This is a genomic window from Salegentibacter haimaensis (assembly GCF_054121495.1).
Genome location: NZ_JBSYGH010000001.1, coordinates 1 through 16,525, shown reverse-complemented (window position 1 = coordinate 16,525; position 16,525 = coordinate 1). Strand labels below are relative to the sequence as shown.

At 42.0% G+C, this 16,525-nt stretch carries 16 protein-coding genes and 2 pseudogenes; 6 read left to right on the top strand and 12 right to left on the bottom strand.

The annotated features are described in order from the left end of the window. Positions 1 to 26 precede the first annotated feature (26 nt). A complete protein-coding gene (locus tag ACW6QP_RS00090) occupies positions 27 to 2,342 on the bottom strand; it encodes a M20/M25/M40 family metallo-hydrolase (RefSeq protein WP_457908793.1) in 2,316 nt (771 codons plus the stop codon). Between the two features lie 130 nt (positions 2,343 to 2,472). On the opposite strand from ACW6QP_RS00090, the gene ACW6QP_RS00085 reads away from it, so the two are divergent. Beyond that, on the top strand, positions 2,473 to 2,940 hold the full coding sequence (locus tag ACW6QP_RS00085) for a CBS domain-containing protein (RefSeq protein WP_457908792.1): 468 nt from the start codon (positions 2,473 to 2,475) through the stop codon (positions 2,938 to 2,940). Here ACW6QP_RS00085 and ACW6QP_RS00080 read toward each other — a convergent pair. From ACW6QP_RS00080 to ACW6QP_RS00065, 4 genes and pseudogenes are all read right to left on the bottom strand, one after another. Next, on the bottom strand, positions 2,937 to 3,284 hold the full coding sequence (locus tag ACW6QP_RS00080) for a hypothetical protein (RefSeq protein WP_457908791.1): 348 nt from the start codon (positions 3,282 to 3,284) through the stop codon (positions 2,937 to 2,939). The two genes, ACW6QP_RS00085 and ACW6QP_RS00080, sit on opposite strands and share 4 nt — an antisense overlap. 82 nt (positions 3,285 to 3,366) lie before the next feature. Next, complete coding sequence (locus ACW6QP_RS00075) at positions 3,367 to 3,843, bottom strand: hypothetical protein (protein ID WP_457908790.1); 477 nt, start codon at positions 3,841 to 3,843, stop codon at positions 3,367 to 3,369. 21 nt (positions 3,844 to 3,864) lie between these two features. Further along, positions 3,865 to 4,500 (bottom strand): hypothetical protein, encoded by a 636-nt coding sequence (locus tag ACW6QP_RS00070; RefSeq protein WP_457908789.1) that lies wholly within the window; start codon positions 4,498 to 4,500, stop codon positions 3,865 to 3,867. Between the two features lie 2 nt (positions 4,501 to 4,502). Continuing rightward, positions 4,503 to 4,748 (bottom strand): annotated as a pseudogene (locus ACW6QP_RS00065) (potassium channel family protein); the annotation flags it as partial. A 231-nt stretch (positions 4,749 to 4,979) separates the two neighbouring features. On the opposite strand from ACW6QP_RS00065, the pseudogene ACW6QP_RS00060 reads away from it, so the two are divergent. Continuing rightward, positions 4,980 to 5,944 (top strand): annotated as a pseudogene (locus ACW6QP_RS00060) (IS110 family RNA-guided transposase). A gap of 12 nt (positions 5,945 to 5,956) precedes the next feature. Here ACW6QP_RS00060 and ACW6QP_RS00055 read toward each other — a convergent pair. Together ACW6QP_RS00055 and ACW6QP_RS00050 are read right to left on the bottom strand one after the other, a co-directional pair. Then, on the bottom strand, positions 5,957 to 6,502 hold the full coding sequence (locus ACW6QP_RS00055; protein WP_457908788.1) for an ion transporter: 546 nt from the start codon (positions 6,500 to 6,502) through the stop codon (positions 5,957 to 5,959). A 22-nt stretch (positions 6,503 to 6,524) separates the two neighbouring features. Then, complete coding sequence (locus ACW6QP_RS00050; protein ID WP_457908787.1) at positions 6,525 to 7,085, bottom strand: sugar O-acetyltransferase; 561 nt, start codon at positions 7,083 to 7,085, stop codon at positions 6,525 to 6,527. A 183-nt stretch (positions 7,086 to 7,268) separates the two neighbouring features. On the opposite strand from ACW6QP_RS00050, the gene ACW6QP_RS00045 reads away from it, so the two are divergent. Next, the gene (locus tag ACW6QP_RS00045; protein ID WP_457908786.1) at positions 7,269 to 7,604 is read left to right on the top strand and encodes a single-stranded DNA-binding protein; all 336 of its coding nucleotides are present in this window, start codon (positions 7,269 to 7,271) and stop codon (positions 7,602 to 7,604) included. 20 nt (positions 7,605 to 7,624) lie between these two features. On the opposite strand, the gene ACW6QP_RS00040 is transcribed toward ACW6QP_RS00045, so the two are convergent. Together ACW6QP_RS00040 and metG are read right to left on the bottom strand one after the other, a co-directional pair. Further along, complete coding sequence (locus ACW6QP_RS00040; protein WP_457908785.1) at positions 7,625 to 8,527, bottom strand: histone deacetylase family protein; 903 nt, start codon at positions 8,525 to 8,527, stop codon at positions 7,625 to 7,627. Positions 8,528 to 8,631: 104 nt separating this feature from the next. Beyond that, entirely contained in the window at positions 8,632 to 10,719 is a 2,088-nt protein-coding gene (metG, locus tag ACW6QP_RS00035; RefSeq protein ID WP_457908784.1) for a methionine--tRNA ligase, read from the bottom strand. Positions 10,720 to 10,883: 164 nt separating this feature from the next. On the opposite strand from metG, the gene ACW6QP_RS00030 reads away from it, so the two are divergent. Then, a complete protein-coding gene (locus ACW6QP_RS00030) occupies positions 10,884 to 11,459 on the top strand; it encodes a hypothetical protein (RefSeq protein WP_457908783.1) in 576 nt (191 codons plus the stop codon). Between the two features lie 61 nt (positions 11,460 to 11,520). After that, the gene (locus ACW6QP_RS00025; protein ID WP_457908782.1) at positions 11,521 to 11,883 is read left to right on the top strand and encodes a YraN family protein; all 363 of its coding nucleotides are present in this window, start codon (positions 11,521 to 11,523) and stop codon (positions 11,881 to 11,883) included. A gap of 53 nt (positions 11,884 to 11,936) precedes the next feature. On the opposite strand, the gene ACW6QP_RS00020 is transcribed toward ACW6QP_RS00025, so the two are convergent. The 3 genes from ACW6QP_RS00020 to ACW6QP_RS00010 form a co-directional block, all read right to left on the bottom strand. Further along, positions 11,937 to 14,006, bottom strand: a complete 2,070-nt coding sequence (locus ACW6QP_RS00020; protein WP_457908781.1) for a M13 family metallopeptidase — start codon at positions 14,004 to 14,006, stop codon at positions 11,937 to 11,939. Positions 14,007 to 14,142: 136 nt separating this feature from the next. Next, positions 14,143 to 14,685, bottom strand: coding sequence for a nuclear transport factor 2 family protein (locus ACW6QP_RS00015; protein WP_457908780.1), 543 nt, complete (start codon positions 14,683 to 14,685; stop codon positions 14,143 to 14,145). 28 nt (positions 14,686 to 14,713) lie between these two features. Further along, positions 14,714 to 15,283: a hypothetical protein gene (locus tag ACW6QP_RS00010; protein WP_457908779.1), complete on the bottom strand. Its 570-nt coding sequence runs from the start codon at positions 15,281 to 15,283 to the stop codon at positions 14,714 to 14,716. A gap of 139 nt (positions 15,284 to 15,422) precedes the next feature. Between ACW6QP_RS00010 and ACW6QP_RS00005 the strand changes: the two genes are divergently transcribed. After that, positions 15,423 to 16,385, top strand: a complete 963-nt coding sequence (locus ACW6QP_RS00005; protein ID WP_457908778.1) for an NAD-dependent epimerase/dehydratase family protein — start codon at positions 15,423 to 15,425, stop codon at positions 16,383 to 16,385. Positions 16,386 to 16,525 lie beyond the last annotated feature (140 nt).

Here is a 16,525-nt window from a genome sequence, read left to right as displayed (position 1 = left end):
ACTAATCAAAACTACGAAACCAGGGCTTACTCAAAACTTATACTTTTCTTAAAGATTATCGCATCGTTGAGCACAAATGGCCGGGGAATCATCGTAGAATCCCTTTGGGGTACATTTAGTTGCTGATTTTCCAAAAGATCATAACTGGCTTCGTATAGCGTAAACTCCGGGTTTTGATCGGAAGCCAGGCTGAATTCTATTTGCAGTCTGTCCCGGCCCGAGACCTGCCAGGTGAGTAACCGGTCGTGCCAGCGTTTGGTATGGATATTAAAACTGTTTTCACCCAGTTGCACGTCGCCAGCGGTAAGTTGGTTTACGCTGAAAGTTTCAAAATTCAGGTCCCGGGGGGCAAAAAGCTCCAGGCGATTGATTTTTCGGTTAGGAGTGATTTGCAAAGAATAACTGGTGATGCCTTCTGAGGTTTCCAGGCTATCCAATATTATGTTTGGTCCTGCTAAATCAATTTCGGGTGCGGCCACCTTCCAGGTGAAACCCGAACCGTATTTACTGCTGAAGCGGGCTTCAGTAGAAGGATAAACCACAGGTTCACTTCCGAAGAAATTTTCGGTCCAGCTATCGGGCATAAGGTCGTAGGATCTCCAGCTGGCACTTTGGCTGTCTGCATCATACAGGTAAACCAGGGAATTTGGCTTGGGCCTTTCTTCGTTGAATTTCGACTTGAAATGCGCCGTGAAAAACAGGATATTGAAAACTAAAAAACCGAGCAGGGCCAGGGCTTTTTTTCGTTTGAAATAAGCAAAAACCGGAAACATTAATGAAAAAAGCAGCACACAAAGCAGGGCAGAAGCATATAGAATTTTTAAGCCCAGCGCCACCGGAAATGATACTATAAACGGCAGCAGGATGAAAATGGCCGGTAAGCTCAAAAACGCCATAAGCAGAGAAACCGGCCTGCTTTGACGAAACATTATAAATAACTGCAACAGCCCAAAAAATACCGGGATGATGAAATAGGCCGCGCCTTTTAGATAAACTGCCAGCAGAGCGCAAAGCAAAAGCCAAAAGAATAGCGGAAAAACGAAAAGGGAAGCCTCGTCTTCTTTCGAATGAAATTTGTGATAAATGAAAAATGCAATGCTGAAGGCCAAACATATAAATGCAGCTATATAGTAATAGCCGTTATAGGTGAAGCCGTGCTCCATTTCAGCATATTCGGGATAGATGTAAAGGCAAAATTCCCATAAGCCGTAGGTGAGCAGGCCGGCCAGGCCAAAGCTTAGAAGAAAGGCCAGTGTGCCCCGTAAAATTTGATTAAGCTTGAGTTTTTTCAGCGATATTCCGTAGGCGAGCAGCAGCAGGAAAACAAGAATAGCTGCAAAAAGCATTGGGTAGATCCAGCTAAAAGGATAGCTAATCATCTCCCCACCGGGCAGACTAAAATAAATAAGATCTTCTTCTGAAGAAAAGTTAGAAAGGTCGGCACGGCTAAAATGCTGTAGCAAAGGCATAAGGTAACTGCCCTGGTGGGCGAGGCTTTCTTTATCTAAATTTTCGGGGATGTCGGTGGCGGTGTGGTAATCGAAATGATCGTCTATAAATGCAAAATTAAATCCCGGGATATCGGCCTGTTCGCGAAGCACTGTAAGATCGGTGTCGTTGGGCAGCATTTTATAAATGCTATAAGCCAGGGAATTTGTCACGGGATACTGCGGATTCGCCTCCTTAAAAGCTTTGATTAAAGCTGCATTTTTTGAATTGGTCTCGAGCAGCATAAACGAATTTCCGCCGCTGCCTCTGGATTCGAAATTTAGGGCTAATCCCACGTCTTTTGCCCAGGGATGATCCTCCACAAATAATTGAGCTCCGTTTAAGCCGAGTTCTTCAGCATCGGTAAACAACAGAATAATATCATTTTCAAAATCTTCATTTTGGGCTAAAAATGCCCTTATGCCTTCAAGTATAGTTGCCACCCCACTTGCGGCATCGCTGGCACCCAACGATGAATGCGGGTTGGAGTCGTAATGAGACATTAAAAGCAAAGCTTTGCCATTGCCGCTGCCTTCAATTCGGCTTAAGATGTTTTGGGGTCTTACCAGGCTTCCGTTTTTGCTCAGGCTGTAATCTTCCTGGGTTTGCACCAAAAGCCCCATATTTTGAAGCTCATTAACGATATAATTTCGAACCCGGCTATGTTCGGCGGTACCGGGATAATGCGGAGCTTTGGCTAAATTCTCCACGTGAATAAATGCCCGCTGAGTAGAAAATTCAATTTCAGGTGCATCCAGATCGTTTTTAAATCGGGGTTGGCTGCTGTTATTGGTGAACCAGAAGGCCACTCCAAGGAGAAGAATAGAGAAAATTGGAGGTAAATTTTTCAGCATAAAAAATGGCTTGAAATTTCAGCAAATAAATATACTCAAGATATAATGGTTTTCCAGCCCGGGAGAAGCCTCTTTATAAATCCTTTTAAATTTCTTATATTTAGAAGATTAACCCTAAAAATAAACCGATATGGCAATTAAAAGTTTTCAAGGAAAAAGAGCGGAGCCCGAAAAACCGGCAGAAACTCCTATGCTGGTGAGAGACTATATGAGTACCTCCCTAATTACTTTTAGGGAAGACGATAATATTATGAAGGTAGCCGAAAAGTTTCTCGAACATAAGATTTCTGGAGCTTGCGTGGTAGATGAGCATAATAACTTAAAAGGAATCATCTCTGAAGGGGATTGTATGAAGCATATCTCAGACAGCCAGTATTATAATATGCCCCTGGAAGATTCCACTGTTGGTAAACGTATGACCTGCAATGTGGAAACTATAGACGGGAATATGAACGTGATGGATGCTGCCAAAATATTTATAGAGAGAAAACATAGAAGATTTCCTATAGTCGATAACGGAAAACTTATTGGCCAGATTAGCCAGAGTGATGTGCTACGAGCTGCCTGTGGATTAAAAGGTTATACCTGGCAACACTAATTTCTTCTTACCAGGGCAAAGATGTCATTTTCTAATGGCAAATAGCCCTGGTCATACACAAAATAATACCTTTTGCCTGTTTTTGTGGTGTAGATGCTGGTAAAGTAATCGAAACTAAAGCCCTTGGCCAGTAAACGGTTTCGGCTTATGGTGGTTTTTTCTGAAGGATTGCATTCTTCCAGGATGCGATAATTCTTCCGAAGCCGGTTATTCACATTTCTTATCAAATTGCGATTATCCTTGTTTTGCGTGTTATGCCACGCATTTCGGCAGTAATCGCTGCAGAATTTCTTATCGGTGCGGCCTATGATTTTCTCTCCGCATTCTAAACAGGCTTTTTCCATAACGAAATATTACAAAAAAGGCCCAATTTCTTCCTACAGGGGAAAACTGGTAATTTTTAATAAAAATCTATTTTTTGTAAGCCTACAAATTTAATTCTTCGATCTGTATTCTAAAATCGTGCTGTAAATCTTCGTGAAGGCCCAGCATTTTCTTTTGCGCCAGGGCGAGTTGTCGTTCGTAAAGATTTGCCAGGGTTTTGTTTTGCCGAATATCTTTGGGGAATTCCTTGAGTTTTTCACAGAAATACAGCAGCAATTCTACCTCGGTTTCCTTTTTGCCCGAATAACGGATAAACTTTTTAAGATTGCGCAAAATCTTCCTGATGCTTTTTTTGATGAAATACCAGGTTTTGGTATTGATGGCGTCAAATTCAACATCGATCTCCCGTTTTACACTACCTACATAGCCCATCTCATCTTCGCTTTCAAACAGCAGATAAGTGAGGAGTTCTTTATTTTCTTTTTTGAATTTCGACAGTCTTAAACAGATTTCCAAAAGTTCCTCCCGGGAGCGAAACTGAAGCTCTTTTTTTAACTGACTCACATTGGCGGCTTGCATAGAATTTGGATTTTCGGGAGGTTATTTTTCGCTTAATTCATTTAATTTTTTCTCGATAGGGGTGCCGGCAATTCCTTTCTTGTCTTTTAAATAATTTCGAATTTCTTCAGAAGATAAATTATAGGTCTCCCGTAGACCGGCTATGATGATGTTCAGGTAAAATTCGTGGGGAGAATTTATCTCTGAAGCCAGGAATTTTTCATTGGTAAAACTAAAGATTGGGTACGATTCTTCTTCCCCCAGGTAGATAATTCGGTCGTACCAGGAACCATTTTGCATATCGAGATGGTTTTTTTCTTTTACCTGTTCCAGGTCTATATCAAACTTCCCAGTAAATTTTATTTCCTGCTGTACCAGTTCGATGAACTGTTCGCGGGTGATGAGGTACATTCGGCCCAAAACTTTTTGAGCAGAGCCGGGTTCATATTTGATGAAAGCTGCACCGCCGCCGCTCCAGGTTTTAGAGCTTTTGGCGAAATAGAGTTCTCCCGGAATTTGCAGGGCTTTATTTTTCTTCGGAAAAACCTTATTGCTGCAACCGGGATATACCCGTTTGGCGTTGGGAGGCTGCCCGCCACTAATATAACAGCGAAAACGCTCCTGCTGAAGGTTAGACCCATAGCAGGCATACCAAACTTTATCTCTATTTTTTGACATATTTAATTTTCTGAATTTTCCGAGATTTCCTGTCCGCAGGTGGGACAACTCTCAAAGTTTAACTTTTTGCGGGCCAGCTCTTCAGAAAATCCTGAAGCCAGGATTCCGGTGGGAAGGGCAAAAAGTCCGATCCCTATTACGGCAATTCCACCTCCAAGCAATTTGCCCAGCGGGGTGATAGGATATACGTCTCCATAGCCCACGGTGGTTAAAGTGGCAATGCCCCACCACATAGTCTCGGGAATACTTGAAAAATGTTCGGGTTGAGCATCTTAAGTTTGATTTCTTAACTTTTACGTACTAATCAGAAAGAACAAAAGAGAGGAGTAAGGTTATTTTGAGCATAGGAATATTTAGATTCCGTAAACATTGAAAACCCCCTCTCTTTTCTACTTCAATTTCGTTCAGTTCTATGAGACTTTGATCTCGTTTTTAAGATGGTGAAAACAAAGTAGGCGTCCTTTCCTAATCAGTTATCTATGAATAAATGTAAACAAATTTATGGAGTAGACATCAGTAAGAATGTATTTGATGTTGCAGATTCCAATGGAAATCATTCTCAATTCAAGAACGATGGTAACGGTTTTAAAGCTTTTCTAAAAACTCTTCCTACAGACGCTTTAGTAGCAATGGAAGCTACAGGGTATTATCACTACCGGTTGGCACAGTTCCTTTATGAAAACAATGTAAATGTCTCTGTAGTGAATCCCTTATCAGTCAAAAGGTTTATTCAGATGAAACTTTCTAAGGTAAAACAGATAAATCTGATGCAAAAGCAATTTGTGAGTATGCCACTGTAAATGAAGTTCCACCCTATACTGCAAAAGACAAGAACCAGGCGGAATGTTTACAACTTGTACGCCTGATTGACATTTATTTGAAACAAAGCACTGCCTTGAAGAACAAGCTGCATGGAGAGAAAACCCTGGGCAAACCCTCCAAGACAGTATACCATTCACTAAACCGATCGTTAAAGGCTGTTCAGAAAGAAATCAAAATCCTGGAGGATCGCCTGACAGAGATCGTAAAAGAAGAGCAACAAAAACAATTAACTCTAGTAAAAAGCATTCCCGGTTTAGGAAACAAAACTGCTATTATGTTGATCGTTTTAACTGATGGATTTTCAAATTTTGAAAACTCCCGGCAACTCTGCAGTTATGCCGGAATCACTCCTACGCTACGCCAGTCAGGAACTAGCGTGAGAGGCCGAAGCCGGATCACTAAAATGGGCAATGCAAAGCTTAGACACCTCTTATTTATGTGTAGTTTTTCAGCCAGTAAACACAACAAGGCCTGCAGGGAAATTTATGAACGAATTATAGCAAAGGGAAAAAGCAAAAAACTGGCCTTAATCGCAGTGTGTAATAAACTCCTAAAACAAGCATTCGCTATCGCAAAATCAGGATTGCCTTATGATGAAAAATTTGTCTCGAAATTAGCTTAAAGAACTTGTTTTTTAACTCAGTTCTTTGTTTTCAACATAATACATCAGGGTTGAGGTGATGAGCAAGAGAAAAGTGGTAAAGACAAGAGAGATAAATAATTCTTCCTTTTTCTGTTTGATTACCCTGTTGATAAGAGCCAGCGCGGTGAGATATCTCGCAATTTTAAACAAACGAAATAACCTGAAAATGCGGAACATTCTGAATAACCTGAGATCTACCCCCAAAAACGGAAGATAGAAAGGTAAAATAGCGAGCAAATCGACGATGGCCAGTGGGGTAGTGGTGTATTTTAGGTTGCCCCAAACCGGGGTCTTAAACCCGGGTTTTAAATTGGCGGTCCATACCCGCAACACATATTCAATGCTGAAGATAAGCACCGAAAAAAGCTGGAATAGCTGAAAAAACTCCAGGTATTTTTCCCTAACCGGCTCTATGGTTTCGAGGATTAGAGCAATAACATTAAGCACAATAAGACTAATAGTGAAAAAATCGACAAACCAGCTAAGGTCATAGCGTTTATTGGAGACCCGAAGAATCTCGTGAATTCTTTGTTTCATTCATAAATTGAATAGGTTTTAATCAATTATTATTGATTTCCTTGATGATTCGGGCAGGATTTCCTCCCACCAGCACATTGGAAGGAACATCTTTAACCACCACGGCACCGGCTGCAATTACTGCGCCGTCACCAATCTTCACCCCTGGACATATAACAGCATTCCCGCCAATCCAAACGCTATTGCCAATAGATATAGGTTTTCCCGACTCCAGTAATGAATTTCGGGTTTTAGCATCAAGCGGATGGGTGGCGGTATAAATTTGCACGTTGGGGCCCATAAAAACGTTATTGCCAATTTTCACCTCGCAAACATCGAGGATACAACAATTGAAATTCATAAAGACGTTTTTGCCCAATTTTATATTATAGCCATAATCACAAAAAAAGGGAGGTTCGATCCATAAATTTTTCCCCGATTGGCCAAAAAGTTCTTTGAAGATCTTTTTGCGTTCAGCAGAATGTTCTTCCCCCAGGGAGTTGATTTTTTGAAATTTGAGTCGTGCGATGCGCCTGTCGTTAGCCAGAACTTTATCGGTGGCATTGTACAGCTCCCCGCCCAGCATTTTTTGTTTTTCAGTCATTGTAGCAAGATGATTTTAGCTTTAATTATACGAAATTAATGCGAGTTTTTAGCTGTGTACAAACGTTTACAAACGGCTGTAAACGAAAACAAATGCTTTCCAACCGATTAATATTTGCGTTCCAATCTAAGTTTGTTGTGTTGAAATGAACGAACGATTTTCAGCTAATTAAATTTAAAAGTTATGAGCACTTTAAGAAACAAAGTACAGTTGATCGGGAATGTAGGTAGAGAACCTGAAATCGTAAACCTGGAATCGGGTAAAAAGCTGGCAAAATTCTCTCTGGCCACCAGTGAGAATTACAAAAACAACAATGGGGAGAAGGTGAAAGACACCCAATGGCATAATATTATAGCCTGGGGAAAAACCGCCGAACTGATTGAAAAATATGTAAATAAGGGCAAAGAAGTAGGAATCGAAGGAAAACTAACCAGTCGTAGCTGGGACGATAAGGAAGGCAATAAACACTATATTACCGAGGTGGTGTGCAATGAATTATTGCTGATGGGAAATAAATAGAAATCAGGCGGCCGGGGAGATTAGGAAAAAATTTCCCTGGCGAGCCTGTAGGTATTGGCGTGAGCCTCGATAATAATTTTGATATCGGGAGAATAGCCACCGCCCATACTGCATTGAACCGGAATCGCAAGATCGTGGCAGGTTTGTAACACAAATCTGTCGCGTTCTTTGCATCCGTTTAAACTGCAGGCCAGTCTTCCCAGTTTGTCACCTTTTAAAATATCAACCCCGCATAAATAAAAAATGAAATCTGGTTGTTGTTCTTCGAGAAGCCTGGGGAGTGTTTGCTTTAAAATTTTTAAGTAGGCTTCATCTTCGGTGCCATCATCTATCTCTATATCCAGATCTGATTTCTCTTTCTTAAACGGATAATTATTCTTCCCGTGCATCGAAAAGGTGAAGACTGAATTATCATTCTCAAAAATTTCGGCGGTACCGTTGCCCTGGTGCACGTCTAAATCGATGATTAGGATTTTCTCAGCCAGTTTATTTTGCTGAAGGTATCTGGCGGCGATAGCCTGGTCATTTAAAAGGCAAAAGGCTTCGGCCCGGTTGGAATAGGCGTGGTGGGTGCCCCCGGCAATATTAAAAGCAATCCCGTCGTCCAAAGCAAATTTCGCGGCTTTAATCGTGCCATCGGCAATGATGAGCTCCCTATTTATAAGTTCCCGGGAAAGTGGAAAGCCACTGCGCCTAATTTCTTTCTGCCTCAGTTCCAAACCGATTAATTTGTGAAAATATTCAGGATCGTGAGCCTTTAAAATATCTTCCTGAGCCGGAAACGAAGGTTCGAAAAAATCGGTTTCCACGCAGGTACCTTCGTGAAGCAGCTGCCTGGGCAGCAATTCATATTTCTCCATCGGGAATCTATGTCCCTCGGGGAGGGGATGTTTGTAAATAGGGTGGTAGGCAACTTTGAACAATTTTTTAAAAAATTTAGGCACCACAGTTCCCCTCGACTACGCTTAGGGTGACATCTGACTTTTATATCGCTTTTATCCTAAAAAATGTGGGTATAGGCCGAAAACTAATTAATAGTCGTTCCCGGCTTCACTCCCTCTTCATCGGGGTTTACAAATACCAGTTTTCCCTGGGGGTTTTCAGTCATAAGAATCATTCCCTGGCTTTCCACGCCGCGAAGTTTTCTGGGGGCAAGGTTTACCAGAACCGTCACTTTTTTGCCAATGATCTCTTCGGCTTTAAAATGTTCGGCGATTCCTGAAACCACCGTACGCTGGTCCAGCCCGGTATCGACCTTTAAAACCATCAATTTCTTGGTTTTTGGCATTTTGTGAGCTTCGATGATGGTGCCCACCCTTAGATCCATTTTAGTGAAATCTTCGAAAGTGGCGGTTTCTTTTTGTGGTTCGGCTTCGGCGGCTTCAGCTGCGTTAGCAGATTTTGTGGCTTCAAGTTTGTCCAATTGTTTCTGGATTTGTTCGTCTTCAATTTTGCTGAAAAGCAATTCGGCTTTTCCTATAGTATGCCCGGCAGGCAATAAAGCTTCCCGGGTCGCGATCTTTTCCCACTGTGAAATCTCCGCTCCCGTTAGCTCATTTTCCGCAGCTGAAAACTGAAGCATTTTCTTCAGTTTTCCTGAAGTAAAAGGTAAAAAAGGTTCGCTAAGAGTCGCCAGAGCAGAGGCGATTTGCAATGCCACATACATAATGGTTTTAACGCGCTCCTCCTCGGTTTTAATCAGCTTCCAGGGTTCTTCATCTGCCAGGTATTTGTTTCCTAAACGCGCTAAATTCATAAGCTCGGCCTGGGCCTCACGAAATCTGTATTTTTCAATAGAACTGGCAATCACGGCCGGATATGCCTTCAACTCGGCCAAAGTTTGCGAATCAACTTCAGTATATGCTCCCGGTTGCGGCACTTCTCCATTATAATATTTGTTGGTGAGTACCACAACGCGATTGATGAAATTTCCGAAGATCGCTACCAGTTCATTATTATTTCTGGCCTGGAAATCTTTCCAGGTAAAATCATTATCCTTGGTTTCGGGGGCGTTTGCGGTTAACGCATAACGCAAGACATCCTGCTGGCCTTCAAAATCTTCCAGGTATTCGTGCAACCAAACTGCCCAGTTTTTGGAGGTTGATAATTTCTTCCCCTCCAGGTTTAAAAATTCATTGGCGGGCACATTTTCAGGTAAAATATAATCGCCGTGGGCCTTCAGCATTACCGGGAAAATGATACAATGGAAAACGATATTATCTTTCCCGATAAAGTGGATGAGTTTGGTATTTTCATCTTTCCAGTAGGGCTCCCAGTCTTTGCCTTCGCGCTCTGCCCATTCTTTGGTTGAAGAAATGTAGCCAATTGGGGCATCAAACCAAACATACAGCACTTTGCCGTCGGCGCCTTCTACAGGTACAGGGATTCCCCAGTCGAGATCACGGGTAACGGCACGCGCCCGAAGCCCATCGTTTAGCCAGGATTTCACCTGCCCGTGTACATTGCTTTTCCAGTCGTGGGCGTGTCCTTCCACTATCCATTTTTGAAGCCAGTCCTGGTATTGATCTAATGGTAGAAACCAGTGTTTGGTTTCTTTTAAAGTTGGCACCTCCCCGGTTATGGCCGATTTCGGGTTGATCAAATCTGTGGCGTTAAGAGAACTTCCGCAGCTTTCACATTGGTCACCATAGGCTTCCTCGTTACCGCATTTGGGACAGGTCCCGGTCACGAAGCGATCGGCCAGGAATTGGCCGGCTTTTTCGTCATATAGCTGTTTGGTGGTTTCTTCGATAAACTTCCCGTCTTCATACATTTTTTTGAAAAATTCTGAAGCGGTTTCGTGATGCACCTGGGCCGAGGTACGCGAATAATTATCGAACGAAATGCCAAAATCTACAAAAGATTGCTTGATGATGGCATTGTATTTATCTACGATATCCTGCGGGCTCACACCTTCTTTTTTTGCTTTGATAGTAATTGGCACCCCGTGCTCATCACTGCCGCAAACAAAGGCTACATCCCTGCCCTGCATTCTCAGGTAGCGGGCATAAATATCGGCTGGCACGTAAACGCCTGCCAAATGTCCTATATGAATTGGGCCGTTGGTGTAGGGTAAAGCTGCTGTAATAGTATATCGCTGTGTAGATTCGCTCATTATTCTGCTTGATTTTTCGAAGCCGTAAAGGTAAGCAACTTTCCAGAAAAGGCGTTAAATTCTTGTAAAAGACAAGGCGGCTTCAGGCATTGTTTCTAATTTAGTTTTGAATTTTTTTTCTGAAGTTTTCTGCGGAAATTCCTTCAGAAACAACTTTAACCAATATGAAGAAGATTTTTGTGCTTTTTAGCGCAGTGCTTTTAGCTGCCTGTGGAGGAGCTAAGAAAATAAGTACTGCTCCTGAAGATAAATATTTGCTGGAAAACCTGGCCAATGCGACTTCTGCCCAACTGGCCGCAAACTATGCCGATGCCAATATCTACGAAGATACCGGCCTGTTTGAAGAGGGTACTATTGAAAGGCCGTATACCGTATTATACCGGGGCACGCCCGATGAAATTCAGATCACCTGGAATGATGCAGCCCGCACCGAAATTCATGATATCACCTTTTCAGGAAACGGAAAATGGCATTCTGCTACCGGCATCAAAGTAGGAACCACCTACGAAGAGTTGGAGCGCCTAAACGGACGGGAGATTTCTTTCTACGGATTCGGCTGGGATTATGGTGGTGCTGTGATGTGGAATAATGGTGATCTAGAAAGCACCAATGTGCAGGTTTTTCTGGAACCAGCAAATGACCCCGCTAATAAGTTTTATGGAGATCATTTGGTAGATGCCACCCCCGAAGAAATTGAAGCCCTGAACTTAAGGGTAAAAACTATTATGTACTTAAAATAGAAAAATTCCCCCAGTAAATTTTTTCTTTAGAATCCCTAATTTTTGAACAAAGCAATTTGAATTGGCAAAACACAATGCGCTTGGCAAAAAGGGGGAACGGCTTGCGGTAGAATTTCTGCGCAATAGCGGGTATGAGATTCTGGCCGAGAACTACACATATTTAAAAGCAGAGGTAGATATAATTGCCAGAACAGGCGATACCGTCGTGATCGTAGAGGTTAAAACCCGCAGCACCCCCGATTTTGGGAATCCGCAGGATTTTGTGAAGCCTAAACAAATAAGGCAAATGGTAAAAGCCGCCGATTATTTTTTAACTGAAAATAATATTGAAGAAGAAGTTCGCTTTGATATTATTGCTGTGATCATTAATAATGCCGGCACCCGAATTGAACATTTACCCGATGCTTTTTATCATTTTGGGTAAAAAAATAGGCTGCCTTGAAAAGACAGCCTACTTAAAATTATAGCAATTATTGCTTACCAGATTCTCACACGATCTTCTGGCGCTACATACATTTTATCACCTTCCTCTACATTAAATGCTTCGTAAAAAGCATCGATGTTTTGCAGGGGTACGTAAGCCCTGTACATTCCTGGTGAATGCGGGTCGGTTTTAATTTTGTTTTTCAAAGCCTCATCGCGCATTTTGGTTCTCCAAACCGTTGCCCAGCTCATAAAGAAACGCTGCTCTGGAGTAAATCCGTCGATTTCTCCGGGATGCCCGTTTTCTTCCAGGTGAATTTGAAGCCCGTCATAGGCTGCATTTACCCCACCAAGGTCTCCAATGTTTTCACCCAGAGTGAATTTTCCGTTAATATATACGCTGTCCAAAACTTCGATAGCTGAATACTGCTCGGCTAAATCGTTACCCAGGGTTTCAAATTGTTTCAAATCTTCATCGGTCCACCAGTTGTTAAGGTTTCCTTCCGAATCAAATCTTGAACCGCTGTCATCAAATCCGTGAGAGATTTCGTGACCTATCACAGCACCAATTCCGCCATAGTTTACAGCAGCATCGGCTTTATAATCGTAGAATGGGGGTTGCAAAATAGCTGCAGGGAATACAATCTCGTTATAACTAGGGTTGTAATATGCATTCACCGTTTGTGGAGGCATAAACCATTCGGTTTTATCTACCGGCTTGCCAAGATCGGCCATATTATCGGCAACACTCCATTTTCTTGCATTCATCATATTTTCGAAATAGGAGCCCTCATCTTCCACATCTTTGATTTCAAGATCGCTGTAATCTTTCCACTCGTCTGGATATCCTACTTTTACTACCGTAGTGCTTAGTTTTTCCTGAGCTTTTTTCTTGGTGTCTTCGCTCATCCAGCTAAGGTTATTGATTCTGGTTTCAAAAGCCTTTACGATATTGGAAATCATTTCCTGAGCTTTTTCTTTGGCTTCAGCCGGGAAATGTTCTTCTACATAAAGTTTACCTAATGCTTCTCCAAGAGTACGGTTTACTGTCATAAGCGCACGCTCGTCACGTGGGCGTTGCTCCTGGGCTCCCTGTAGGGTTTGATTATAAAATTCCCAGTTCGCAGTTTCGATTTCAGTAGAAAGGGTAGAGGCAGCATCATTAAAAAGGCTCCATTTTAGGTATTCTTTCCAGTCTTCAACCGAGTTGGCAGCGAAGGTCTTTTGAAGTGCTTCCATATACTTTGGCTGGGAAACGATGATAGTGTCCAGGTCATTGGCACCAATTCCTTCAAAATATTCATTCCAGTTAATGGCTGAAACCTTATTCTGAAGTTCCTTAACCGTCATTGGATTATAGGTTTTTCTGGCATCTCTACGCTCTACCTTATCCAGTTGAGGTTGGGCTAAAGAAGTTTCAAAGGCTAAAATTCTTTCAGCAGCATTTTGAGCTTCTTCTTCAGAATAGTCTATGTACTGAAGCATTCTTGCGATATGCTCTTTGTATTTCTCTCTTTTCTCTTTAGAATCTGAATCGTCGGCTACATAATAATCTCTATCAGGAAGTCCAAGTCCGGCAGGGTAAAGGTAGGCCGCATTCATATTGCTGTTTTTGGCATCAGAGCGTACTCCGAAAGAGAAAAATCCGCCGCCCCCGTATTGCTGCATTTCAGTTAGATAAGCCTGCAGGTCTTCTTTATTCTGAATAGAATCTACCTTGGCCAAATATGGTCTTACCGGCTCTACACCCCTTTCGTTACGGGCTACGGTATCCATAATGGTTTTGTAAAGATAAACCGCTTTAGCCTGGTCGCTGGAAGGATCAAGGCTGTCGTTTTTTGAAGCGGCATTTAAAAGAGCCAGGGCATCGGCATCGGTGCGTTGGCGCAATTCCATAAAACTACCCCAGGTGGTTTGGTCTCCGGGGATCTCGGTAGAGTCTACCCATTTCCCGTTTACATACCTGAAAAAGTCATCTTGAGGGCTTACGGTAGTATCCATATAAGCCAAATTAATTCCGTGGATTTCTTCTTTTTCCACAGTGCGTTTGTCATCATCTTTACAGCCGGTAAGAACCGCAGCTCCTAAGAATGAATACATCAGCACATTGCTTATTCTTTTCATGTGTGGTGTGATTAATTAAAAAATTTAGGCTAAAATACTAAAAAGGAATGCATTTCACAGCAAAAGTGATTAGGCTGGATTAATCTTATTATTTGCTGGCTGAAGTTATTTTTCTCCTGCCGCGGCAAATAAAATTTTAATTGTCCTTAAAGCCGTCCAGAAATCCCGAGTCGAATTCTTTCTTAATTTGGGTGACTTCTTCCACATTGTCGTTTGGAATAAGTATAGAAAGTACATAGTGTTTTACCTTCCATTGGTTCCCTTTTCTTTCCATCACTCCCGAACCGCGACAAAGGCCCATTTGAGTGTCCAGAATTTCATCGAACCAGGCATATTGTTTGGATTCTCCAATATAAATATTGCGCTCTATGGCAGTAAAATTCCAGGCCTTTCCCTGGTCGAAATAAGGTTTTGAAAATTCTTTAAATTCCTCGTTTTGCCAGTTTTCGGTGGCATCGGTGCCCAGGAAGATTCCGTCTTTGCTCATTAGGTCAAAGTAGGTTTCGAAATTTGCTTCGGCTGCGGCCTGGTGCCATTCATCAAGCCGGGAATCTATTCGCTCTTTTATTTCAGAATCTGACCGGTCGGGATTATGCAGGGCTGAATTCTTGCGGGATTCAGCTTCAGAATTGCAGGAAACTAAAAGACAGGTGAGTATTAAAATTAAGAATTGTTTCATCTTTAAAATTTTAATCTAAGGTAAGCTTTTAGATAGAAATTTCAGGTAGCTCCAAACTGTCCCGGCTTTGATTTCGACGCTGGTTTTCAATTTCATCCAGCTCCCGTTCAAAATCTTCGAGCGTTTTCAGGAAAAGTTCGTTTAGCTGAAGTTTAAAATTATTCCATTCTCCCGGTATATCCCCGGCAGCTTCGACAATATGATCTGGATTGGGGTTTCTCATACTCGAAACCTGGTCCAGTATCCTGGTTTTGGTAAGTAACACATTAATTCGGGACTCTACAGCCTTAGACTTCAAAGAATCTGGCAGGCTGGATTTTAAATTTTGCATGATCTGCACCAGGGGTTTTGAGTTCTCCTTAATGTAATTCACATCGGCTCCACGAAAATTATCTATTTCATTCTGTGCGGTGATATAAGCCAGCCATTCAATCGCATATTTTCGGGCTTCAGGCACCAGGATAACCTGCTCGGCCGGCAATTCGATTTGCTTGTTAAAGCCGGTACTGTCTATTTGTTCTGTCGTATCCTGCCCGGAATTTTTGTCCTGGCAGCCAATGACAACTAAACCCAATAGGATGAAAATGATTTTTTTCATGTTCACAAAGTTAGTCTAAATCTTAAGCCAAACAATTTAAGTTGCTGGGCTGAATTTTTTTTAACCGAAACCCGTCTTTGCCCTCTAATCTTGCGAATACCTTTACAGATTTAAATATATTTGCGGAAAAATCAATCTTATGGCCGGTAAAATTTTAATCATTGGTGCTTGCGGACAAATTGGAACTGAACTTAGCCTGAAACTGCGCGAACTTTATGGCAACGACAATGTCATTGCCAGCGATATTCGGGAAGGCAGTGAAGAGCTGATGGAATCGGGACCATTTGAACTGGCCGATGCTAAAGATGCCGCCCGCATTGAGAGTTTAATCGAGCAATATGAGATAAGCGAGGTTTATCTTATGGCTGCTATGCTTAGTGCAACCGCCGAGAAAGCTCCTATGAAAGCCTGGAATTTAAATATGGATTCTCTTTTTCATATTCTGAATTTTGCAAAGGATAAAAAGATTGAAAAGGTATTCTGGCCCTCAAGTATTGCGGTTTTTGGACCTACCACTCCAAAGCAGAATACCCCGCAAACTACGATTATGGAACCATCTACCGTGTATGGAATAAGCAAACAAACCGGCGAAAGATGGTGTGAATATTTTCACGATAAATATGGCGTAGATGTAAGAAGTTTACGCTATCCCGGGATTATTAGTTACAAGACCCTACCCGGCGGCGGTACTACCGATTATGCTATCGAAATTTTTCACGAAGCCCTTAAAAATAAAGCTTATACCAGTTTTTTATCTGAAGACACCGGGTTGCCAATGATGTATATGGATGATGCTATAAAAGCGACCGTAGATTTAATGCAGGCCGACTCAGAGAAAGTAAAGGTGCGGTCTTCTTATAATCTTTCGGCTTTGAGTTTTACACCAGGGAATCTGGCTGAAGCCATTCAGAAAAATATCCCTGATTTTAAAATAGATTATGCACCAGATTTCAGGCAAAAAATTGCCGATTCCTGGCCTTCGAGTATCGATGATTCCCGGGCCCGTGAAGATTGGGGTTGGGAGCATAACTTTGATCTGGACAGCCTGGTAAAAGAAATGTTGGCTGGGGTAGAAGCTCAGTTAAGCGATACAAAACAATAGCAATGAACGGAAATAAAAAGAGGCCGTCTTAAAAGCTATTTTTAGACGGTCTTTTTTTATTCGTGCTTTAGGCAGTTTTACAATGTTATTGTTTTCGTTATTCGTTATGGGTTAAAAGTTAATAGGATGTTCCTACTCAC